At 39.5% G+C, this 19,891-nt stretch carries 21 protein-coding genes; 2 read left to right on the top strand and 19 right to left on the bottom strand.

Annotated elements, in window-relative coordinates; all coding sequences use genetic code 11:
- Positions 1-91: 91 nt before the first annotated feature.
- The 3 genes from prpC to AC0VZ4_RS07900 form a co-directional block, all read right to left on the bottom strand.
- Positions 92-1,216, bottom strand: a complete 1,125-nt coding sequence (prpC, locus tag AC0VZ4_RS07910; protein ID WP_475441366.1) for a bifunctional 2-methylcitrate synthase/citrate synthase — start codon at positions 1,214-1,216, stop codon at positions 92-94.
- 35 nt (positions 1,217-1,251) lie between these two features.
- Positions 1,252-2,130 (bottom strand): methylisocitrate lyase, encoded by an 879-nt coding sequence (gene prpB / locus AC0VZ4_RS07905; RefSeq protein ID WP_475441365.1) that lies wholly within the window; start codon positions 2,128-2,130, stop codon positions 1,252-1,254.
- Positions 2,131-2,422: 292 nt separating this feature from the next.
- Positions 2,423-3,109, bottom strand: coding sequence for a GntR family transcriptional regulator (locus tag AC0VZ4_RS07900; protein WP_475441364.1), 687 nt, complete (start codon positions 3,107-3,109; stop codon positions 2,423-2,425).
- Between the two features lie 265 nt (positions 3,110-3,374).
- Here AC0VZ4_RS07900 and rsmF point away from each other — a divergent pair, with 265 nt between their 5' ends.
- Positions 3,375-4,826: a 16S rRNA (cytosine(1407)-C(5))-methyltransferase RsmF gene (rsmF, locus tag AC0VZ4_RS07895; protein WP_475441363.1), complete on the top strand. Its 1,452-nt coding sequence runs from the start codon at positions 3,375-3,377 to the stop codon at positions 4,824-4,826.
- Between the two features lie 219 nt (positions 4,827-5,045).
- On the opposite strand, the gene AC0VZ4_RS07890 is transcribed toward rsmF, so the two are convergent.
- From AC0VZ4_RS07890 to yceD, 14 genes are all read right to left on the bottom strand, one after another.
- Complete coding sequence (locus AC0VZ4_RS07890; RefSeq protein WP_475441362.1) at positions 5,046-6,905, bottom strand: alkaline phosphatase D family protein; 1,860 nt, start codon at positions 6,903-6,905, stop codon at positions 5,046-5,048.
- A gap of 4 nt (positions 6,906-6,909) precedes the next feature.
- On the bottom strand, positions 6,910-7,689 hold the full coding sequence (locus tag AC0VZ4_RS07885; protein ID WP_475441361.1) for a TatD family hydrolase: 780 nt from the start codon (positions 7,687-7,689) through the stop codon (positions 6,910-6,912).
- An 18-nt stretch (positions 7,690-7,707) separates the two neighbouring features.
- Entirely contained in the window at positions 7,708-8,034 is a 327-nt protein-coding gene (locus AC0VZ4_RS07880; RefSeq protein ID WP_007375260.1) for a PilZ domain-containing protein, read from the bottom strand.
- Between the two features lie 12 nt (positions 8,035-8,046).
- Positions 8,047-8,961 carry a DNA polymerase III subunit gene (locus tag AC0VZ4_RS07875; protein ID WP_475441360.1) on the bottom strand — a complete coding sequence of 305 codons (915 nt, stop codon included), beginning with the start codon at positions 8,959-8,961 and terminating at the stop codon, positions 8,047-8,049.
- Between the two features lies 1 nt (position 8,962).
- Positions 8,963-9,589, bottom strand: coding sequence for a dTMP kinase (gene tmk / locus AC0VZ4_RS07870; protein WP_475441359.1), 627 nt, complete (start codon positions 9,587-9,589; stop codon positions 8,963-8,965).
- 6 nt (positions 9,590-9,595) lie between these two features.
- The gene (gene mltG / locus AC0VZ4_RS07865) at positions 9,596-10,582 is read right to left on the bottom strand and encodes an endolytic transglycosylase MltG (RefSeq protein ID WP_475441358.1); all 987 of its coding nucleotides are present in this window, start codon (positions 10,580-10,582) and stop codon (positions 9,596-9,598) included.
- Positions 10,576-11,391, bottom strand: coding sequence for an aminodeoxychorismate lyase (pabC, locus tag AC0VZ4_RS07860; protein WP_475441357.1), 816 nt, complete (start codon positions 11,389-11,391; stop codon positions 10,576-10,578). The genes mltG and pabC overlap by 7 nt, the downstream gene beginning before the upstream one ends.
- Positions 11,392-11,450: 59 nt before the next feature.
- Positions 11,451-12,689, bottom strand: coding sequence for a beta-ketoacyl-ACP synthase II (gene fabF, locus AC0VZ4_RS07855; protein WP_475441356.1), 1,239 nt, complete (start codon positions 12,687-12,689; stop codon positions 11,451-11,453).
- A gap of 216 nt (positions 12,690-12,905) precedes the next feature.
- Complete coding sequence (acpP, locus tag AC0VZ4_RS07850; protein ID WP_002962377.1) at positions 12,906-13,142, bottom strand: acyl carrier protein; 237 nt, start codon at positions 13,140-13,142, stop codon at positions 12,906-12,908.
- 250 nt (positions 13,143-13,392) lie between these two features.
- A complete protein-coding gene (gene fabG, locus AC0VZ4_RS07845; RefSeq protein WP_007375266.1) occupies positions 13,393-14,139 on the bottom strand; it encodes a 3-oxoacyl-ACP reductase FabG in 747 nt (248 codons plus the stop codon).
- Positions 14,140-14,150: 11 nt separating this feature from the next.
- Positions 14,151-15,077: an ACP S-malonyltransferase gene (gene fabD / locus AC0VZ4_RS07840; RefSeq protein ID WP_475441355.1), complete on the bottom strand. Its 927-nt coding sequence runs from the start codon at positions 15,075-15,077 to the stop codon at positions 14,151-14,153.
- Positions 15,078-15,129: 52 nt separating this feature from the next.
- The gene (gene plsX, locus AC0VZ4_RS07835; RefSeq protein ID WP_007375268.1) at positions 15,130-16,170 is read right to left on the bottom strand and encodes a phosphate acyltransferase PlsX; all 1,041 of its coding nucleotides are present in this window, start codon (positions 16,168-16,170) and stop codon (positions 15,130-15,132) included.
- A 12-nt stretch (positions 16,171-16,182) separates the two neighbouring features.
- The gene (gene rpmF, locus AC0VZ4_RS07830) at positions 16,183-16,353 is read right to left on the bottom strand and encodes a 50S ribosomal protein L32 (RefSeq protein WP_002962381.1); all 171 of its coding nucleotides are present in this window, start codon (positions 16,351-16,353) and stop codon (positions 16,183-16,185) included.
- A 9-nt stretch (positions 16,354-16,362) separates the two neighbouring features.
- A complete protein-coding gene (gene yceD / locus AC0VZ4_RS07825) occupies positions 16,363-16,887 on the bottom strand; it encodes a 23S rRNA accumulation protein YceD (RefSeq protein ID WP_475441354.1) in 525 nt (174 codons plus the stop codon).
- A 131-nt stretch (positions 16,888-17,018) separates the two neighbouring features.
- On the opposite strand from yceD, the gene AC0VZ4_RS07820 reads away from it, so the two are divergent.
- A complete protein-coding gene (locus tag AC0VZ4_RS07820; RefSeq protein WP_475441353.1) occupies positions 17,019-17,615 on the top strand; it encodes a Maf family protein in 597 nt (198 codons plus the stop codon).
- A gap of 1 nt (position 17,616) precedes the next feature.
- Here AC0VZ4_RS07820 and AC0VZ4_RS07815 read toward each other — a convergent pair whose 3' ends face one another.
- Both AC0VZ4_RS07815 and rluC read right to left on the bottom strand, forming a co-directional pair.
- Positions 17,617-18,282 (bottom strand): HAD-IA family hydrolase, encoded by a 666-nt coding sequence (locus tag AC0VZ4_RS07815; protein WP_475441352.1) that lies wholly within the window; start codon positions 18,280-18,282, stop codon positions 17,617-17,619.
- Positions 18,279-19,238, bottom strand: a complete 960-nt coding sequence (rluC, locus tag AC0VZ4_RS07810; RefSeq protein WP_002962392.1) for a 23S rRNA pseudouridine(955/2504/2580) synthase RluC — start codon at positions 19,236-19,238, stop codon at positions 18,279-18,281. Before rluC ends, AC0VZ4_RS07815 begins: the two co-directional genes overlap by 4 nt.
- Positions 19,239-19,891: the final 653 nt, after the last annotated feature.

Here is a 19,891-nt window from a genome sequence, read left to right as displayed (position 1 = left end):
AGCTAGCGTGTTTAATGAAAAGTTTGAGAAAAACTGCTCGCTAGTGGCTATGTGCAATAAAAAAGTGAGCACATGCGTGCTCACCCATTTTTTAACGTGACTCTATTGGTGTATAACTGCGTGCGTCAGGCCCTGTGTAATCGGCACTTGGGCGAATAATACGGTTGTTAGCGCGTTGCTCTTTTACATGGGCAGTCCAACCAGTAACACGGCTCATTACAAATATTGGCGTAAATAATTTAGTTGGAATATCCATAAAGTGGTAAGCAGATGCATGGAAAAAATCAGCATTACAAAACAGTTTTTTCTCGCGCCACATAATCTCTTCACAACGAACAGACACAGGGTAAAGCACGGTATCGCCCACCTCTGCCGCTAGTTTTTCAGACCACTTTTTAATAATTACGTTACGCGGATCAGATTCGCGATAAATAGCATGACCAAAGCCCATTATTTTGTCTTTACGTTCAAGCATGCCCATGACTTCTTGTTCAGCGTGTTCAGCGCTTGTAAAATCTTGAATCATATCCATTGCCGCTTCGTTAGCACCACCATGAAGTGGACCACGCAGCGTACCAATCGCACCTGTTACGCAAGAGTGAATATCAGAAAGCGTTGATGCACACACACGCCCCGTAAAGGTAGAGGCGTTAAACTCATGCTCTGCGTATAAAATTAGTGATACGTTCATCACTTGCGCAAATAACTCGCTGGGTGCTTTGTCGTGTAACAGTGTTAAAAAGTGTGCGCCAACAGAGTCGTCATCTGTTTGTGTTTCAATGCGTACACCATCGTGTGTAAAGCGGTACCAGTAACAAATAATACTTGGGAACACAGCAACCATACGATCAATTGCATCATTGGCTTGGCTAAAATCAAGCTCCATTTCAAGGTTACCCAACATTGAGCAACCGGTACGCATTACATCCATTGGGTGCGCGTCTTTAGGAATATTTTCAAGCACGGTTTTAAGTGCATCTGGTAAGCCGCGTAAACTCTTTAGTTTTGCTTTATATTCTGCCAATTCATTTGTTGTTGGTAACTCACCGCGTGAAAGTAAAAACGACACTTCTTCAAACTGCGCTTTTTCGGCAAGTTCGCTAATATCGTAACCACAATACGTTAAACCAGAACCACTTTGTCCAACAGTACACAATGCTGTTTGACCAGCCACTTGTCCGCGTAAACCCGCGCCGCCTAATGCTTTATCTACCATGTTCTTCTCCTATCTTAAATTTGTGTGTGATTTTATTATTTGTCAGATTTTGATGAAAAAAGTGTGTCGAGTGTGTTCTCGTACGTGTGGTAATCTAAAAAGTCGTAAAGCTCAGAACGCGTTTGCATATTTTCAATTTGGCTTTGTTGCGAACCTTCATTTAAAATTGCTGAATACACATTTAGTGCTGCTTTGTTCATGGCTCTAAATGCACTTAGTGGGTAAAGCACCATTTCAGCACCTACATCACTTAACTGCTCTTTTGTGTAAATAGGTGTTTGGCCAAACTCAGTAATGTTTGCCAAAATTGGAACGTTAATCGCTTTTGCAAATGCTTGGTAATCAGCAAGGTCGTGTACGGCTTCTGCAAAAATAGCGTCAGCACCGGCTTCAACACAGGCAGCTGCACGGTCTATCGCAGCGTTTAAACCTTCTTTTTGAAATGCATCGGTACGCGCCATAATATAAAAATCGCTATCGGTTTTTGCATCAACCGCCGCTTTAATGCGGTCAACCATTTCACCTTGGCTTACAATTTCTTTATTGGGACGATGACCACAGCGCTTTTGCGCTACTTGGTCTTCAATATGAAAACCCGCCGCACCCGCTTTAGTCATTTCTTTTACTGTGCGTGCAATGTTAAACGCCCCACCCCAACCAGTATCGGCATCCACAAGTAGTGGTAAATCGCTAGCACCTGTAATACGGCGAATATCTTCAAGCACGTTATCAAGGCTTGTCATACCCAAATCTGGCATACCAAACGAGGCGTTTGCAACACCGGCACCTGAAAGATAAATAGCTTGGTGGCCAATTTTTTCTGCCATCATCGCTGTGTAGGCATTAATAGTACCTACCACTTGTAACGGGCGGTTATTAGCAATAGCGTGTTTAAATTTTAATCCTGCTGACATTACTTTCTCCTCACTTTGAACGGTTGCTACATGGAGTAACTTATAGTTTTAATCTGTAATTATGACTGTTTAACTGCACTACTTAACTTTTAGAAGCTCATACCAATCATTATGAGTATGAGGTCTATTTAACGATAAGAAAATCGTTCTGTAACTAGGCAATAATTTTTATGTTTAGTGGTTCTCGGCAATTGCTCCCTGCATTGCTCTACCTCCTGCATCCATGCAGTCGTAAATAAAAAATTTTTAACGACGTTACGGAGCTATTTAATCCGTTAAATTGTTCGAATACTTATACTGATTGGTATACATCAAATTTGGTTTGAATATTTGCTTGCGATGCACTGATGTGGCGCTTCATAAGCATTTCGGCCAGTTCACCATCGTGGTTTTCAATGGCGTTAATAATCGCTAAATGCTCATCAAACGCTTTTGATACACGCGGCCCCACCATGCCCATTTGTACACGGTACATGCGTATTAATTGATAGAGCTCATTACACAGTAAATGAATTAAATGTGCGTTTTTACTGCCTTGAATAATACGGTAATGAAAATCTAAATCGCCAGCTTCTTGATAGTAAGACTCGCCCTCTTTAACACGTTGTGTTTGTAGGTGCTGATTAAGTAATTGCTTTAAGCCTTTTACTTCTTCGGGTTCCATATTGTCGGCAGCAAGCCTACATGCCAAACCTTCAAGCGAGCTGCGAACTTGGTATACTTCAATCAAACGCTCAGCGGTAAGGGCAACTACTCGGCAACCTACGTTAGCTTTACGTTCAACAAGGTAGCAACTTTCTAAGCGATTTAACGCTTCTCTAAGCGTTGCACGGCTTACACCATAACGCTTTGCAAGTTCAGGTTCTGATATTTTACTGCCTTGAACTATGCTGCCTTCAACAATCTCACGGCGCATATCTACAAATACTTGATCTGATGCGGTAGTTATAGGCGCTTCGTTTAAAAATGTGTGTGACATAAGTTATTTTTTAGATTGTCAACAATTAATGTGGTTACTATGGGCTTATTAAAAAATCATGTCAACCCTTAAACCTATCAAAACGACTAAAAAACACACCCATTGTCGACACTATTAATCTAAAGTCGTATAAAATCACTTTTAAGATAGAGAGAAACAACAAAGTGTCAACACTACAGTCAAACTGATGTTACGTTTTTTAGCGCTGAAAATACCTAATATAAATGCTATTATCGCGCTTTATTTTTATAGTATGAGCTAACGCGTGAACGCCAACACTTTTATTCCTGAGCACTTTATTGATGACGTAAAAACCTATTTACCAGCGCATCTAAACTTAGATGACTTTTTAAATGCGTGTCGCAGGCCGCTCAGAAAATCTATCCGCGTTAATACATTAAAAATTAGCATTGAAGAATTTGTAAAACGTGCCACTGAAAAAAATTGGCTGCTAACCCCAATCCCATGGTGCAGTGAAGGCTTTTGGTTAGAGCGCCCAAGCGATGAAGAACAAAACCTGGCCCTAGGTAATACCGACTTGCATTTAAGCGGTGCTATGTATGTACAAGAAGCAAGTTCAATGCTGCCCCCTATGGCATTAAAGCAAAGCATTGAACTCGCAGGCACTCAAAGTAACACCGTGCTTGATATGGCATCAGCACCGGGTTCTAAAACCTCACAGTTAGCTGCGCTAATGAATAACGAAGGTGTGCTTGTTGCAAATGAGCTATCGTCATCTCGTTTAAAAGTACTCAGCGCTACATTAAAACGCATGGGAGTAGGTAACTGTGCGCTCTCGCATTTTGATGGCGTTATATTTGGCAACTACATGTTTGAATGCTTTGATAGCATATTGCTAGACGCGCCCTGCTCTGGCGAAGGCACGGTACGTAAAGACGCCGACGCACTAAAAAATTGGTCAATAGAATCAAACATACAAATAGCCCAAGTACAAAAAGACTTAATTAAAAGCGCATTTTACGCATTAAAGCCAGGTGGCACATTAGTGTATTCAACCTGCACACTTACTCCACTCGAAAACCAGCAAGTGTGCGATTATTTACTCAGTGAATTTGGCGACTATATAGCGCCTGAGTCACTCAGTGATTTATTTGAAGGTGCAAGTAAAGCCACAACTACTGAAGGCTATTTGCATGTTTGGCCGCAAACATTCGATAGCGAAGGCTTTTTTATTGCAAAATTTAAAAAGCAAACAAGTTGTAATAATCCAAATCAAACTGTTAAAAAAGGCGCGTTTCCGTTTAATGAGTTTGATAAAAAGCAAAGTGCCGCGTTTATGCAGTCGCTTAAAAAACACTTTGAGTTAACTAATCTTCCTGGCAACTTAATGCAGCGCGACAAAGAGCTGTGGTTATTTCCACAAGGGTTTGAAGCCCTGCAAAATAAAATTAAGTACGCACGCTTAGGTATTCAAATTGGCATTATTCATAAAAATGGCGTAAGGCTAACCCATGAGTTTGCAACCGTATTTGGCAATGAATGCAAAACTAATATTTACGCGTTAAATAACGAGCAAGCAAATGATTATTTTCAAGGTAAAGATATACGCTTAACTGAGGCAACTCAAACAATTGGTGAAGTAGTTTTAACACTGTGTGGGTGCCCTATTGGGCTGGGAAAATGGCAAAAAAATAAGATTAAAAACTCACTGCCGCGAGATCTCGTGCAAAATACGCAGTTAATAAGCTGGGTATAAAAAATGGATAACCATTTTAAACTGCACATAAAAAATCTAAGCATTTGTTATTAAATATAACTAAATGCAAAATTTAGTTATGCCTTTTATTATTACTTAACTACACTTTTAAGTACTTTCTTCTTCTCCCTAAGAATCTAGAAAGTTTTTTAGTTAACGCAAGACTCAACAGAGAGTCATTCTAAAGCCCAGAGTTTTCCTAATTACTCTGGGCATTTTTTAATTTTCAACTAAATCAAATTCGGTTAATTCCCCAGAGCCATGAATCAATTGATAGCGCGCTAAATTGCCTTGTTCGAGTGTTATTAAACTAATCGCAGAGTCACTTACTAAATACTTTTGCCCTTCGCCCTTAGTTTGGTGTTTATCTACTTCCATATGCCAACGTTTAGTAAAAAAGTTAAGTGGGCTTTTTGGTCCATATAAAATTGAATCTAGTTTATCGAGTACGTTTATTAATTTACGTGGAAATTCGTTTTTAATACCACTGGCGGTAAGTTGCCAAATTCGGTTGGGGTGATTACCAAAACGTTTTTGCACTGAAAAGCAAAATGAATAGTGCACGTCTCCCGATAAAATAAGCGTTTCGTTTGGTGTATCAGTTCGCCTAAACGTATCGAGTAGTTTTTTAGCCGATCCTTCGTGTGCCATCCAGTTCTCTACATCAACCATAAGCGGTTGCCCGCAAATATTAAACATGGCTTGAATAGCTTCTATTGATTTAACACCAAATACGGGGGCTGGCGATACAATAATAACCTGATCGTGGCTTAATAGGCTTTCTTCAAGCTCTGTTAGGCGTTCCCAATCAAGTAGACCTGAAGGCTCGTTAAAATTTTGCTCATTTCGCCAACGGTGCGTACGTGTATCTAGCACCACTACTTTTGGGGTTGTAGTTAACTCGTAATGCCAAAAACTAAAATCGTTTAGTGGTTTATCAAATGCTTTAAACTGCCATAAATTATTAGCAGTACGGCTTTGCTTAAAAGGTGTTAGTAACTCGCCTGTTTTATTTAGTGCATCGTTCCCCATTCCTTGGAAAAGCCAATAACTAATTAACCCGTTATTAATGATTCGTTTACTACTTGGATTTTCATTTATAGCTTGCTCCCACCCAGCGGTGAGGTTCCAATCATCGGTTACATCGTGATCGTCAAACATCATTAATGTCGATACATTGGCAAACAACCGCTCTACTTCACTTAAGCCTTTTGCATAATCAATCAGTGCTGTTTTTTCAGCGTCAAAAATAGTTTTGTTTTGCTTGTTTTGACCTGAATACGTTGTATTTTGTATATCAACGCATTGCCAAGCAGCAGCACTAAAATTTAATAAATAAAGCGCTATGTATTCTTCAAAATGGATAAGGTGATTGTAGGCTTTTACACTTGAAAAGTGAGGTTCGTCTTTTTTTAGCCAGTAACCTATACCTAATTTTGAACGTTTTTGCCAAGGCGTTTTTGGTAAATACAAATGACGATTATAAAGTTGCTCTTTTATATCGTCCGGTAACTCAATGGCAAGTGGTTGATCTTTATAAATACCGAGTTGCTTAACTAACTGATGAATAGCTAATAACATGGGGCCTGCTACGTCATCGGCGTAAACCTGATCGCCACTGAGCAAAAGTAGTTGTGCACCTTCGTTATTGTTGGCACGCTGGGTATTTTGCCAGTGACTTGCAGACACTAAGCTATCTTTTGCTGGATGATGTGCATTACGGCACGAGCCATGCAAAATATCACTGAGTTTATCGGGGATTACAAATGCAGGCGTTGTTTGACTGCTATAGCACCAAGGCGATAAATCGATTACTGTATCGTCAATTACAAGCTCATAGTTTAATAAGCTATCTAGAGGGAGTTTGTTGTCTATTGGCTTTATAATGACGAAATGCAGATACAAATGTTCCCCTAAAGAAACAGTGTGTTGATCACTATAACACTCAACATTTAATAAGTTTATTTGGCAGTTTGCAGACTTGCTGGTAGCAAACTGAATACAGACTCCAGTTTGCTCTGCACGGCGCACCATTGGCCCCATTAGTAAAATAGGAAGGTTTGCCGTGTTAGTAATCATGTATTTAGCCTTTAGCTGCTAATTTAAATAAAGAATAAAAGTTTTCGGTAGTCGCTTTAGCAAGTTCATTAAAGCTAATGCCTTTAAGTTCGCTAATGTAATAAGCTACATCTTCTACGTACGCTGGCTGGTTTGTTTGCCCACGATACGGGACAGGTGCTAAATAAGGCGAGTCGGTTTCTATTAATAAGCGATCAAGTGGGATTTGTTTTACGACTTCTTTTAGTTCTAAAGCATTTTTAAAGGTAACAATGCCGGAAATAGAAATGTAAAAGCCCATGTCTATGGCTTTTTTAGCCATATCCCAGTCTTCAGTAAAACAATGCAATACGCCACCGCAATTTTCCGCTTTATGTTCACGCATTAAATTTATGGTGTTGACACGTGCATCGCGAGTATGAATAATTAACGGCTTTTGTAATTCGTTAGCTACTTCAATATGCCCAACAAAACTGGCTTGCTGTACTGCATGTGTATCTTTTGAATAATAATAATCAAGGCCTGTTTCGCCAATAGCGACTACTTTGTCGTGCGATGCTAGGTCAATTAACTGCTGCTTGTTAAGTGCGTCTTTTTGATCAAGTGGATGTACGCCACAAGAAGCTGATACATCGTCGTAATGCTGAATTTTATCAAGCATACTCGGGAACTGATCAAGTGTTACACTTACACATAAAAAATGCTCAACCTTTTTAGCTCGTGCTTTATCAAGCACTTGGTCAAGGTTTAAATCAAGTTTATCAAAATCAAGACGGTCTAAATGGCAATGCGAATCTACAATCAAAATTGGGCCTGTTTTTTACTACATGGTGTAAGTCGGATTACCGGAGTTTAACATAGTCCCCAGTAGTTTTTCGATCTTGGAATTAAGGTTTGTTTTATCATCTAAGAAAGTAATACCTATCCCTGGTGGGTTAGAGCTTTGTGCACCTTGTGGGGTGATCCACGACACTTTACCCGTCACTACATCATCTTCTAGTGCATCAGGCAAGGTAACTCTAAGTGCCAATGAGTGCCCTACTTCGTAACGCATATTAGTGGGTACAAATAAGCCACCTTTTTTTAAATAAGGCATATAACAACGATATAATTCATCTAGATCATCTATATCAACTAATAGCTCTTGCATGTTTAATCCTTTTTATAAATTACGTAATATGTGCGCTAATCGCGATACTGCAAGCGGTAAATTAAGCCCAAGGATTTTTGTGTTATTTTGCAAAAATTCACTCAGAGCCTGTTGCGCAATCTGATATGCATCAAAGCTCATGCCTTGCATTAACTGCTGCTTTAGTTGCTCACTTAAGAACAAAGTAAATATGCGAACAAGCTCAGGCTGTTTATTTATAATATCGACTAACACTTTAAAATTATGACTTTGTTTAAACTCAGTTGCAAACTTATAAAGCATATCAATACTTTGTAACTGACTTTGCTCTTGCCAATGCTTAACTTGTAATGGTTGGCTATAAAAAAGTGGCAACCAGCTATAACCTTTAATTTGCAATGACTCAAGCCATTGCTGGGCAAGTTGTGTGTTTATTACTTTTATATCTGTTTTAGCACACCGGCTTAATATCGTGGCCGGAAGCTGTGCAGCTTGGCTTGTTGTAAGTATCAAAAATCGGCTATTACTTGGCTCTTCTAGCGTTTTTAATAATGCATTTGCTGCTGCGGTTGTCATTTTTTCACAATTTTTAATAACAACTACTTTGTTACCATTTTGCGCCGCAGAGTGATTCATAAAATCACTGATCCCGCGTATATCGTCTACGCCAATACTTTGCCCATCAACCTGCGTTAAACGTTTATCAGGGTGCGTGCCTGCAAGTGTGAGTAAACAACTTTTACAGTGGCCACACGGTGCTAAAATACTATTAGCAGCTGCTGATTGCTGTACTATATTTTGGCACAATAAGCCATTAGCTAACTGATCGCTTAACTCGAATTTACCAACGCCAATGGGTCCACAAAACAACTGTGCATGATGAAAACGCTGGCCACGAAAGCTCTGCGCTAAGCGTTGCTGTGTATCGTGTAGCCAAGGCAGTACCATATTATTTTAGCCCTTCAAAAAATGTACGTAGTACGTTAGTTATATCGCGGTGTACTTTATCGATGTCTTGGTTTGCATCAACTGTTTTAATTGAGCTGTCGCCGTTAGCAAGCTCAAGGTAACGCATGCGAGTGCGCTGAAAAAACTCAATAGCTTCTTGCTCTATTCTATCAAGTTCGCCTCGCCCTTTTGCACGTTCAAGGCCAATAACAGGGTCAATATCAAGGTAAATAGTTAAATCGGGCTTCAATCCTTTTAATACCATTGATGATAACGACGCTAGTGTATTTGAGCTAATACCTCGTCCGCCACCTTGATATGCTTGAGATGATAAATCATGGCGATCAGCCAATATCCATTGACCTTGCTCAAGTGCAGGATTAATGACGTTATGCATTAACTGCGAACGCGCCGCATACATGATCAGCAATTCGGTTTCAAATGCAATTTCTTCTTCATGATCTGCTTTTACAAGTGTGCGCAGTGATTCGGCTAGTGGTGTTCCGCCTGGTTCACGTACATTTATAAAGTCGATCTGTTTTTTGTTTAAAAAATCTTGGCATAAGGAAATTGCTGTTGATTTACCAGCGCCTTCTAAGCCTTCAATAACAATAAATTTTGGTTTCATAAAAATTTAGTTCTTTTTATTTAGTATGTACGTTTTAACTGCTGCATTATGCTGCTTTAACGTGATTGAAAATTGATGACTGCCATCGCCTTTTGCGACAAAGTAAACATACTCACTTTGGGGTGGATTAACAGCGGCTAAAATAGCATCTTTTGATGGCATTGCTATAGGTGTTGGTGGCAACCCCTTTATACGATATGTATTGTAAGGTGTGTAGTCGCGTAAGTCTTTGCGTTTAATATCTCCATCAAAACTCTCCCCTAAGCCATATATTACGGTTGGGTCAGTTTGAAGACGCATATTGGTGTTTAATCTATTTACAAAAGCCGATGCAATTAATGGGCGTTCACTAGCAAGGCCTGTTTCTTTTTCAATAATTGAAGCCATTATTAATGCTTCGTAGGCTGTGCTATAAGGCAAATTCTGCGCTCGCTGCTGCCAGGCGGCATCGAGTGTTTGCTGCATTTTTTGTGCTGCACGTTTTAATACACTGCTTGCAGTATCGTTATTATGATAATGGTAAGTGTCGGGGAATAACCAGCCTTCTAAGTGCATATTATTACCTAGTATTTGTGTACTTAGTTCATCACTTTTTAAATCGTTTTGTAAATTATCAGCTTTTTTAATAGCACTTAGTACTTCACGTAAGTTTTGCCCTTCAATTATGGTAAAACTAAAACTAATTTGCTGGCCTTGATTAATTTTTTTTATATTACTGATAACACTATCGGCTGTTAGCTCGTAAAGCCCCGCTTTTAAGTCGGTGAGTGTGGGATCTAATTTGGCAATGACCTGATAGCGCCAGCAACTTTCGACCCAGGTATTAGCTTGCCATTGCTGGCATAACTTATTAAAGCCAGTGCCATGCTTAACTTCAAATTGTGTGTTTTGAGCTACCTTTAACGGGCTATTTATTGTTGCTTGTAATTGCTGGTAACCAACAGCAGTGGTTATAACAGCTAAAAAGAGTACCGATAAAATAACTTTTAACACTCAGCCTCCTTGGCTAATAATTTAGTTAATAATGCGTGGCTGTCGCCTGTATTAAATACCTGTTGTTCAATACGTTTTACAGGTACTGCTCCCATTAAGCTATTACACACAAATACGGCGTCTGCTTGGATTAGGTCTTCTACTTTCACGCGTTTAAATTCAACTGGTAATTTAGCACATAACGATTGTAGGTAAACGCCCTTTATTCCACACTCATCAAGCAATGGCGTGAACACACACTTATTTTTAATCGCAAAAATATTAGCTGCTGAGGCTTCAATTACATTGTTATTGTAATCAAGCACTAACACATCGTCGCAATCTTGCGTTTGCATTTCTTTTTTGATTAGCACTTGTTCAAGCCGGTTTAATGTTTTAATACCCGCTAAATGTGGCTGTGCCGCTAATTTAATCGGGCTTATTTCTAGGTTTACACCCTTTTTAGTAAGCGCACTGTAATTACTAGGGTAATCTAATACACTCAATAAAATAGTAACATTACACTCACTTGGCAGCCCATAACCACGTCCACCTTCGCCTCGCGTTACAAGTATTTTAAGCACGTTCAGTGGTGCAGCTTTTATATGCAGAGCAATTTGATTTTCAAGGCTATTAAAGTCTAACTCAAGAAAACCCAAACGCTGTGCACATTCAATCAAACGCGCTTTATGATGTGCCCAATACTGTACTTGCCCATCAACAATTTTAGCCGTTGTAAAAAAGCCATCACCGTAATTCAGGCCTCTATCTCGCGTACTTAAGGTGCTATTTTTATCCGTAATTATTATTGTTTGCATTTTATTTGGCATATAAAAAAAGCCCAGTTAAACAACTGAGCTCTTATAATTTGGTTCGTTGTTAAAAAAGATTATACCTTTTTAAACAGCAACGAGCCATTAGTACCACCAAAACCGAACGAGTTACACAGTGCAAAGTCTAGCTTTGCATCACGTGCAGTGTGCGCAATATAATCTAAGTCACACCCTTCGTCTGGGTTATCAAGGTTAATAGTTGGCGATACTTTTTGATCCGTTAACGATAAAATCGAAACGATTGATTCAACAGAACCCGCAGCACCTAATAAGTGACCCATCATCGATTTAGACGAGCCTACCATTACATCTTTAGCTGCGTTACCAAAAATAGACTTTACAGCGGCAGTTTCTGCTTTATCGCCTGCATTTGTAGATGTACCATGCGCGTTAATGTAACCAATTTGCTCAGAGTTCACTTGCGCATCATTTAGTGCGTTTTGCATTGCAAGGGCAGCGCCTGCACCGTCTTCTGGTGGTGATGTCATATGGTACGCGTCGCCACTCATGCCAAAGCCTACAAGCTCAGCATAAATTTTAGCACCACGTGCTTTAGCATGTTCGTACTCTTCAACTACAACAACACCTGCGCCGTCAGAAAGCACAAAACCATCGCGGTCTTTATCCCAAGGGCGAGAAGCCGCTTGTGGATCGTCATTGCGGGTTGATAGTGCACGTGCAGCATTAAAGCCACCCATACCAATTGGTGTACAGGCTTTTTCGGCTCCACCGGCAACCATTGCATCAGCATCGCCATAAGCAATCATACGCGCAGCATGGCCTATGTTGTGCAAACCTGTTGTACAAGCCGTTACAATAGAAATATTTGGGCCACGAAGCCCATGCATTATTGATAAATGACCTGAAATCATATTAATAATGGTAGATGGCACATAAAATGGCGATAACTTACGCGGACCACTATTTAATAGTTTAATGTGGTTTTCTTCGATAAGCGTTAAACCACCAATACCTGAACCTACAGCCACACCTATACGTGTTGCATTTTGCTCTGTTATCTCGAGGCCAGAATCTTCAAAAGCTTGAACACCCGCTGCAATGCCGTACTGGATAAATAAATCCATTTTTTTTGCATCTTTTGGTGACATATAAGCCGATGCATCAAAGTAATTAATTAAACCAGCGAACTTTGTACCAAATTTTGATGTATCAAAGTGGGTTATTGTTTGAATACCACTTTTACCATCTAATAAGCCTTGCCAGGTTGATTGAACATCATTACCTAGCGGCGTCAACATTCCTAAGCCAGTTACGACGACTCGACGTTTAGCCACGGTTTGCCTCCAATAAGGGATATTTTTATAAGGTGGATGATCATACCCAAGCTACCTCAAAGTGCTAGTCCCAAAATAGATTAAAAACGCATAACACTAGCAAAAATAATTTTTAGTTAAGATTGGGAGTTAAGGTTTGTTTTTGAATCACGAACTTTGAGGTGGTTTGGATATATAGATTAAGGGCAGCGAATGCTGCCCTTAATTTGCGATTAATTACTCAGCGTGAGCTGTAACGTAATCGATTGCAGTTTGAACTGTAGTGATCTTTTCAGCTTCTTCATCTGGGATCTCAGTATCAAACTCTTCTTCAAGAGCCATTACTAGTTCTACAGTATCAAGAGAATCTGCACCTAGGTCATCTACGAAAGAAGATTCATTTTTAACTTCCTCTTCTTTAACACCTAGTTGTTCAATGATGATTTTCTTTACGCGTTCTTGGATATCGCTCATTCTTCTTTCCTTTATTAAAAACGCCAATGCGTTATTTTCAGATTGCGGCGTAGTTTACGCCGCATAATTCTCTGATTCAATGATTTGGCCATAAATAATTGTCTGGTCAAACCTCTGAGTGTAAGTTTTATCTTTTATCGCTTATTTTCACAGCAATTTCAAGTATGTTTAAAGCAAGTTCACAAATAATTCAATGTTTTTGAGTTAACTAACTTAACTTAATTTTATTATTTAGCCGATATTATGACTACTAAACCATGTACATCGCACCATTTACATGCAAAGTTTCGCCTGATACATACGCAGCTGCGTCAGATGCTAAATAACACACTGCAGCAGCAATTTCGTCTGGTTGACCTAAACGCCCTGCTGGAACATTGGCAAGCGTTGCTGCTTTTTGCTCATCAGTTAAATCATCAGTCATATCAGTTTGAATAAAACCAGGTGCCACTACGTTAACTGTAATACCACGAGATGCAACTTCGCGCGCAAGTGACTTAGAAAAACCAATTACGCCTGCTTTAGCCGCTGCATAATTAGCTTGTCCTGCATTACCCATAGTGCCCACTACTGAGCCAATATTGATAATACGGCCTTTCTTTTTCTTCATCATTGGACGAAGTACCGCTTTAGATAAACGGAAAATCGAGCTTAAGTTAGTGTCGATTATATCGTCCCACTCAGTCTCTTTCATACGCATTAATAGGTTGTCACGTGTGATACCTGCGTTATTAACAAGTACGTCAATATCGCCAAAATCAGCTTTTATTGCGGCAAGTGTCGCTTCAATAGATGCAGGATCCGTTACGTTTAATGCATAACCTTTACCACTATCACCTAGGTACTCACTGATTTTAGCAGCGCCTGACTCGCTTGTAGCAGTGCCTGCAACTTTTGCACCTTGCGCAACTAATGTTGTTGCAATTGCTTTACCAATACCACGGCTAGCGCCAGTAATTAGGACAATTTTGCCCTCTAATGAAAATAAATTAGACATTTTATATACTCTTATTTAGCTGCAGCGATTGAAGCGGCATCGTTTACTGAGCCACAGATCATTGCTCTATCAATTCGTTTAGCAAGTCCTGTTAATACTTTACCAGGACCAAATTCGTAGCTTTGTGTTACATCTTGCGCAACCAAGGCTTGTACTGTTTCTGTCCAGCGAACTGGGCTGTATAGTTGACGTACTAGTGCGTCTTTAATTGCATCAGCGGTCGATTCAGCTTTTACATCAACATTATTAATTACATCACACTTAGGTGTATTAAATGTTAAAGCGGCTAAGTCTACCGCTAGCTTATCCGCTGCTGGCTTCATTAGTTCACAATGTGAAGGTACGCTGACCGAAAGTGGTAATGCGCGTTTAGCACCAGCATCTTTACATGCTTGTGATGCTCTATCTACTGCCGCTTTATGCCCTGCAATAACAACTTGACCAGGAGAATTGTAGTTAACTGGAGATACAACCTCACCTTGCGCTGAGGCAGAACACGCCGCTTTTATTTCTTCATCGCCTAAGCCAATAATCGCAGCCATTGAACCTACGCCTGCAGGTACAGCTTCTTGCATATATAAACCACGGTTTTCAACAAGCTTAACAGCTTCACTCAAGCTTAGTACGTCGCTACACACTAGTGCTGAATATTCACCTAAGCTGTGACCGGCCATAACAACGTCGGCATCTGGGTTTGCTGCAAGCCAATCACGATAAATAGCAACACTTGCAGTTAATAATGCAGGTTGTGTACGATGAGTTTGATTTAATTTTTCTTCTGGGCCATTAAGAACTAGCTCTGCTAAGTCGTAACCCAATGCATCTGATGCTTCTGCAAATGTTGCTTTAACAATGTCAGAACTCTCTAGTAGCTCTTGTAACATACCAACGCTTTGCGAGCCTTGACCTGGGAATAGAAGTGCAATTTTTTGTGCCATACTTTGCTCTTTTTAATTAAACAAATAAATAATGAAATACACGGCACATCAATTATTGATTAACCGCCGTGTCTTTAGAATGTGTTTTTTCGAAAATAGCGGCTATTTTATCAGGAAGTTGACGTTCAACCTCCTTTACCGCTTCATCAATTGCTGCTTGAAATGCTTTAGCTGACGCATTTCCATGACTTTTAACGACAATACCGCGCAATCCTACCAGAGAAGCACCGTTATACTGGTCGGGGTTCACCCTTTTATAGAGTTTTTTTATTATTGGACGCAATATAAACGCCATACATTTATATAAAAGGTGCTTTTCGAGCGCAACTGTAAACTTATTCATAATAAGCTTGGCAATGCCTTCGCATGTTTTAAGTGCAACGTTACCCACAAAACCTTCGCATACAATAACATCAGCCTTGCCAGAAAAAATATCGCTTCCTTCGCTATAACCAATGTAATTAATATGTGGGCTTTGCTGCATTAATTGTGCAGCCTGTTTAATATCATCGTGACCTTTAATATCCTCAGCGCCAATATTTAATAAGCTAACGCGAGGGTTATCGCAGCCAAGTGCTTGGCCAGCAACTACAGAGCCCATAATGCCAAACTGATACAGCATTTGCGCATCGCAATGCACATTAGCACCTAAGTCGAGTAAATATACTGGGTTTTTAAGCTCTGTAGGAACGGATGAAATGAGTGCAGCACGTTTTACACCTGGCAGCATTTTTAGCACATAGTGAGCCATAAAAAATAGCGCACCAGTATTACCTGAACTAACACACGCTTGAGCTTCGCCTGACTTAACTAAATCAAGGGCAACACGCATAGATGAATCTTTTTTTGAACGCACAGCAATTGCAGGTTCACAAGCATTAGTGACTATTTCACTACAGTGACGAATTATGAGTCTAGGATGAGGTAAGGAATCGAGGGATTCGAGTTCTTTAGATATAACGTCTTCATTGCCACATAAAATGAGAGTTAAATTCGCATGAGCGTTTACTGCGTGAACGGCAGCAGGAATAGATGAACGGGGGCCGTAATCGCCCCCCATCATATCTAACGCTATGGTTAGATCATTCAGCATATAAGTAATCTCTTATTTAGAAATTACTTGAACGCCTTTGTAGTAACCATCTGCAGTCACATGGTGACGACGATGAGTCTCACCAGATGTTTGATCTACAGTTAAAGTTGGACCACTGATCGCATCGTGTGAACGGCGCATGCCGCGTCTTGCACGAGACTTTTTGCTTTTTTGTACAGCCATAGTCTTCTCCTAAGAATCTTTCTTAAGTTGTTTCAAAATATCAAATGGATTAGGTTTATCCTCTTCCGCCTTTAAAACACCAAAGCTGGCAGGCTTTGCTGAATAACTGCATGAAGCTTCGTTGTGGGTAGCTACTAATGGAATTGCTAAAATTAGTTCGTCTTCAATTAAATCAAAAACGTTAACTTCACCATTTTCATCAAGCGCTACTTCATCGTAGTCTTCTGGAAAAATATCTAACTCTGTATCTTCACCTACTGGTGAATATGCAAAGTCTTGAACCAAATCCAACCCTAAATCACCATTACAACGTTGACAAATGACAGTCACGTGTGTGGACAAATTGCCTCTAATCACAGCGAAACCTTGATCATCATTCTTGCAATGTATTTTCACCGCTATTTCACCTACTTCTTCCTGCACAACTTTCTCTAAACGAGTAAGTTTTTCAAGCGGTACAATTCCGTCATACTTTAAACGGTGCTGCGCTGCTTTGCCTGGATGAAGAGTGATGGGAATTTTCACCTTTTGCATAGGGGCTGCATCATATAGATAGTTAGTTTGTTAGTCAAAGTAAAAAACCATTTTTACTTGGTTTTTAACGTGTTTTACTCTCGGATCTGATTTATCCTAACTCAATCTGAATTATCTTAGGGAAACAGTCCGTGAAGCACCCACTTATTTTAGCGTCAAGCTCGCCTTTTAGGCAGTCTTTATTACAAAAATTTAATTTACCATTTGATACATTTTCACCAGACGTTGACGAGTCAGCACTTGAATGCGAAACACCTACCGAACTGGTTAAGCGTTTAAGTGAATTAAAAGCCTCTGCAGCTAATAAACACTTTAACAAAGGGTTAGCTATTGGATCAGACCAAGTAGCTGTGTTTAATAATCAAATTTTAGGTAAACCACATAATAAACAAAATGCCGTAAAACAACTAAATTTATTTAGCGGGAATACTGTAACATTTTTAACTGGGCTTTGTGTTTACGATATTGTAACTGGCACTAAAAAAACCTGTGTTGAACCGTTTAATGTGACGTTTAAAACACTCAGTGATGCACAAATTAGTGCTTATTGCGACGCAGAGCAGCCATATAACTGTGCTGGCAGTTTTAAAAGTGAAGGGTTAGGTATTTGTTTATTTGAAAAGTTAAGCGGAGACGATCCTAATAGCTTAATTGGGTTGCCATTAATTAAACTCAGCCAGTTACTGGCTGAGTTTGGTATTGATGTACTTACTGCTCAGGGTAAGTAATTTAGCCAAGCAGCAAAACCTGTTGCAGTTGCAGATAATTATCTACCGTTGCAACAGGGCTAAGCTTATTTAGTTGCTGTGCGTTGTGCACCCCCATGGTTACACCAATTCTATCCATGCCTGCAGCTTTTGCCATTGTCATGTCTATTTGAGTGTCACCAATCATTACGGCGTCTTGAGCGCTTATGCCAAGTTCTTCAAGTAATTGATACAGCATATCTGGAGAAGGCTTTGATTGCGCTTCGTCGCTTGTACGTGTTGCACTAAAAAAATGTCTAAGTTGGCTTTGATCAAGCAAACGCTCTAATCCATCCCTACCTTTACCTGTGGCAACAGCTAAAACAATGCCTTGCTTTTTTAAAGCAGTTAAAACGCTGACAACATTAGCAAATACAGGAGTTGGCGTGGTATCAACACTATATTGGTGTTTATACCCTTTAATTAGCGCTTGATGCTGCGCGGTATCATCAGGAAATAAAACATCAATTGCTTTTTCAAGCGACATACCAATAATATTTTTAATTGCTAAATCACTTGGTGACACTAAATTAAGTGACTCAGCACTACTACGAATACAGTTAACTATTTTAGTGACTGAATCCATAACGGTGCCATCCCAATCAAAAATGACGAGCTTATATTTTTTAATTGGCGTCACTGCAATCACTGTTTTGCGTCTCGTAATTTTAGTAATGTATTTTTAAGCGTTTTATCAAGGGGCGCTTCAATACGCATCGTTGTTTCGTTTTTAGGATGATAAAAACTTAAATCGTGTGCATGTAAAAATAATCGGTTTAAGCCAACTTTACGCATAGATTCATCAAACCCTTGATCGCCGTATTTATCATCACACGCTATTGGATGACCTTTACACTGCGTATGCACACGAATTTGGTGTGTACGACCTGTAACAGGCGACGCTTGTACAAGCGAGCAATCATTAAAACGTTCAAGTACTTTAAAACGCGTATGCGATGGCTTGCCCTCAGTGTTATCTACACGTACTACGCGTTCACCCGATTTAAGCGTATTTTTACGCAGCCCTTCGGTTACATTTTTAGTTTTAGAGTCCCACTGCCCTTCAACTAGCGCCCAATAATTTTTTTCCATTGTTTTTTCACGAAGCTGTTCATGCAATGCTGTTAACACCGAACGACGTTTTGCTATAAGTAAACAACCCGATGTATCACGGTCAAGCCTGTGAACTAGCTCAAGACTGCGCTCCTCTGGGCGAAGCGCGCGCAAAGCTTCAATTAAACCATAACTTAAACCACTGCCACCATGAACAGCCATGCCTGAAGGTTTATTTATAACGATAAGGTATTTATCTTCAAATAAGATATCGTTTTCAAGGCGAGTTACTTTATCTAGTTTTGATGGTACAAACTCTTCACGCTCAGCAACTCTAATAGGTGCAATACGAAGCACATCGTCAAGCTGTAGTTTATATACAGGCTTAATACGCTTTTTATTAACGCGTACCTCACCTTTGCGCAAAAGTTTATAAATAGCGCTTTTAGGCACCCCTTTTAAATGGGTAATAAGAAAGTTATCAATACGCTGACCTAAATGGTCTTCATTGATCGTGACATAAGTTACTTGTAAGTCGTTTTTTTCTGACATTGCCTAATCACTAATTTAAGTAAAATAATTTAGTTGCTAACACTGTAATAATAGTGGGATAATCAGCAGCGCAAATATTTAGTATTTGCAAATAACAACGGTGCTTTTTAACACATTAAAACATTCGTGATGCACATTCTGGGTAGCCGATCATACAGATCCGAGTTAAGTTTTCCAAAGCTTTTATACATACCTAGTCAACACGTGCGATCAATTAACGGCAATGCGCGTAATATATTGCTGGTTAAGTTTGAACATGAAGTGGTTTTTAATGCGATTGAGAAAGCAATGAACAGATAATTTGTCTGATAGTGACGACGTAAAAACACGTCGTTCAGCATTTGCTCAATTATTGTAGTACCGTACAGCAGCTTATTTAGAACTAAAAAAATCTAATAAATAAGCGTTCATTAACATTGGTAGCAACTTTTGCTCTTAAAATGGATATTAGTGATACATAAATATGTATTACTCACCACCTTAATGAGCCCTACGCACCTAATATGAATGACATTTAGTAAGATTGATATGACAGGCCAACTTCTGGGTAAAACATGTAAACGTAGCTGAAAAGCCGACTGTTTTAACACCATTTAGAATTTAATAACGGTAATACACGTTATTGTTTGCCAGCATTTAAAATACTGCGTACG

It is taken from the genome of Pseudoalteromonas sp. QJM3NY_22, from assembly GCF_056173065.1.
This window is presented reverse-complemented; position numbering and strand designations above follow the sequence as displayed.

Coding starts and splice junctions, on each gene's coding strand:
- AC0VZ4_RS07900 (WP_475441364.1), bottom strand. CDS start 3,109: ATGTCACACACATTTTTAAACGAAGCGCCTATAACTACCGCATCAGAT.
- AC0VZ4_RS07890 (WP_475441362.1), bottom strand. CDS start 6,905: ATGATTACTAACACGGCAAACCTTCCTATTTTACTAATGGGGCCAATG.
- acpP (WP_002962377.1), bottom strand. CDS start 13,142: ATGAGCGATATCCAAGAACGCGTAAAGAAAATCATCATTGAACAACTA.
- AC0VZ4_RS07875 (WP_475441360.1), bottom strand. CDS start 8,961: ATGGTACTGCCTTGGCTACACGATACACAGCAACGCTTAGCGCAGAGC.
- prpB (WP_475441365.1), bottom strand. CDS start 2,130: ATGTCAGCAGGATTAAAATTTAAACACGCTATTGCTAATAACCGCCCG.
- yceD (WP_475441354.1), bottom strand. CDS start 16,887: ATGCAAAAGGTGAAAATTCCCATCACTCTTCATCCAGGCAAAGCAGCG.
- plsX (WP_007375268.1), bottom strand. CDS start 16,170: ATGCTGAATGATCTAACCATAGCGTTAGATATGATGGGGGGCGATTAC.
- rluC (WP_002962392.1), bottom strand. CDS start 19,238: ATGTCAGAAAAAAACGACTTACAAGTAACTTATGTCACGATCAATGAA.
- fabD (WP_475441355.1), bottom strand. CDS start 15,077: ATGGCACAAAAAATTGCACTTCTATTCCCAGGTCAAGGCTCGCAAAGC.
- pabC (WP_475441357.1), bottom strand. CDS start 11,391: ATGCCAAATAAAATGCAAACAATAATAATTACGGATAAAAATAGCACC.
- rpmF (WP_002962381.1), bottom strand. CDS start 16,353: ATGGCTGTACAAAAAAGCAAAAAGTCTCGTGCAAGACGCGGCATGCGC.
- AC0VZ4_RS07880 (WP_007375260.1), bottom strand. CDS start 8,034: ATGCAAGAGCTATTAGTTGATATAGATGATCTAGATGAATTATATCGT.
- fabG (WP_007375266.1), bottom strand. CDS start 14,139: ATGTCTAATTTATTTTCATTAGAGGGCAAAATTGTCCTAATTACTGGC.
- prpC (WP_475441366.1), bottom strand. CDS start 1,216: ATGGTAGATAAAGCATTAGGCGGCGCGGGTTTACGCGGACAAGTGGCT.
- tmk (WP_475441359.1), bottom strand. CDS start 9,589: ATGAAACCAAAATTTATTGTTATTGAAGGCTTAGAAGGCGCTGGTAAA.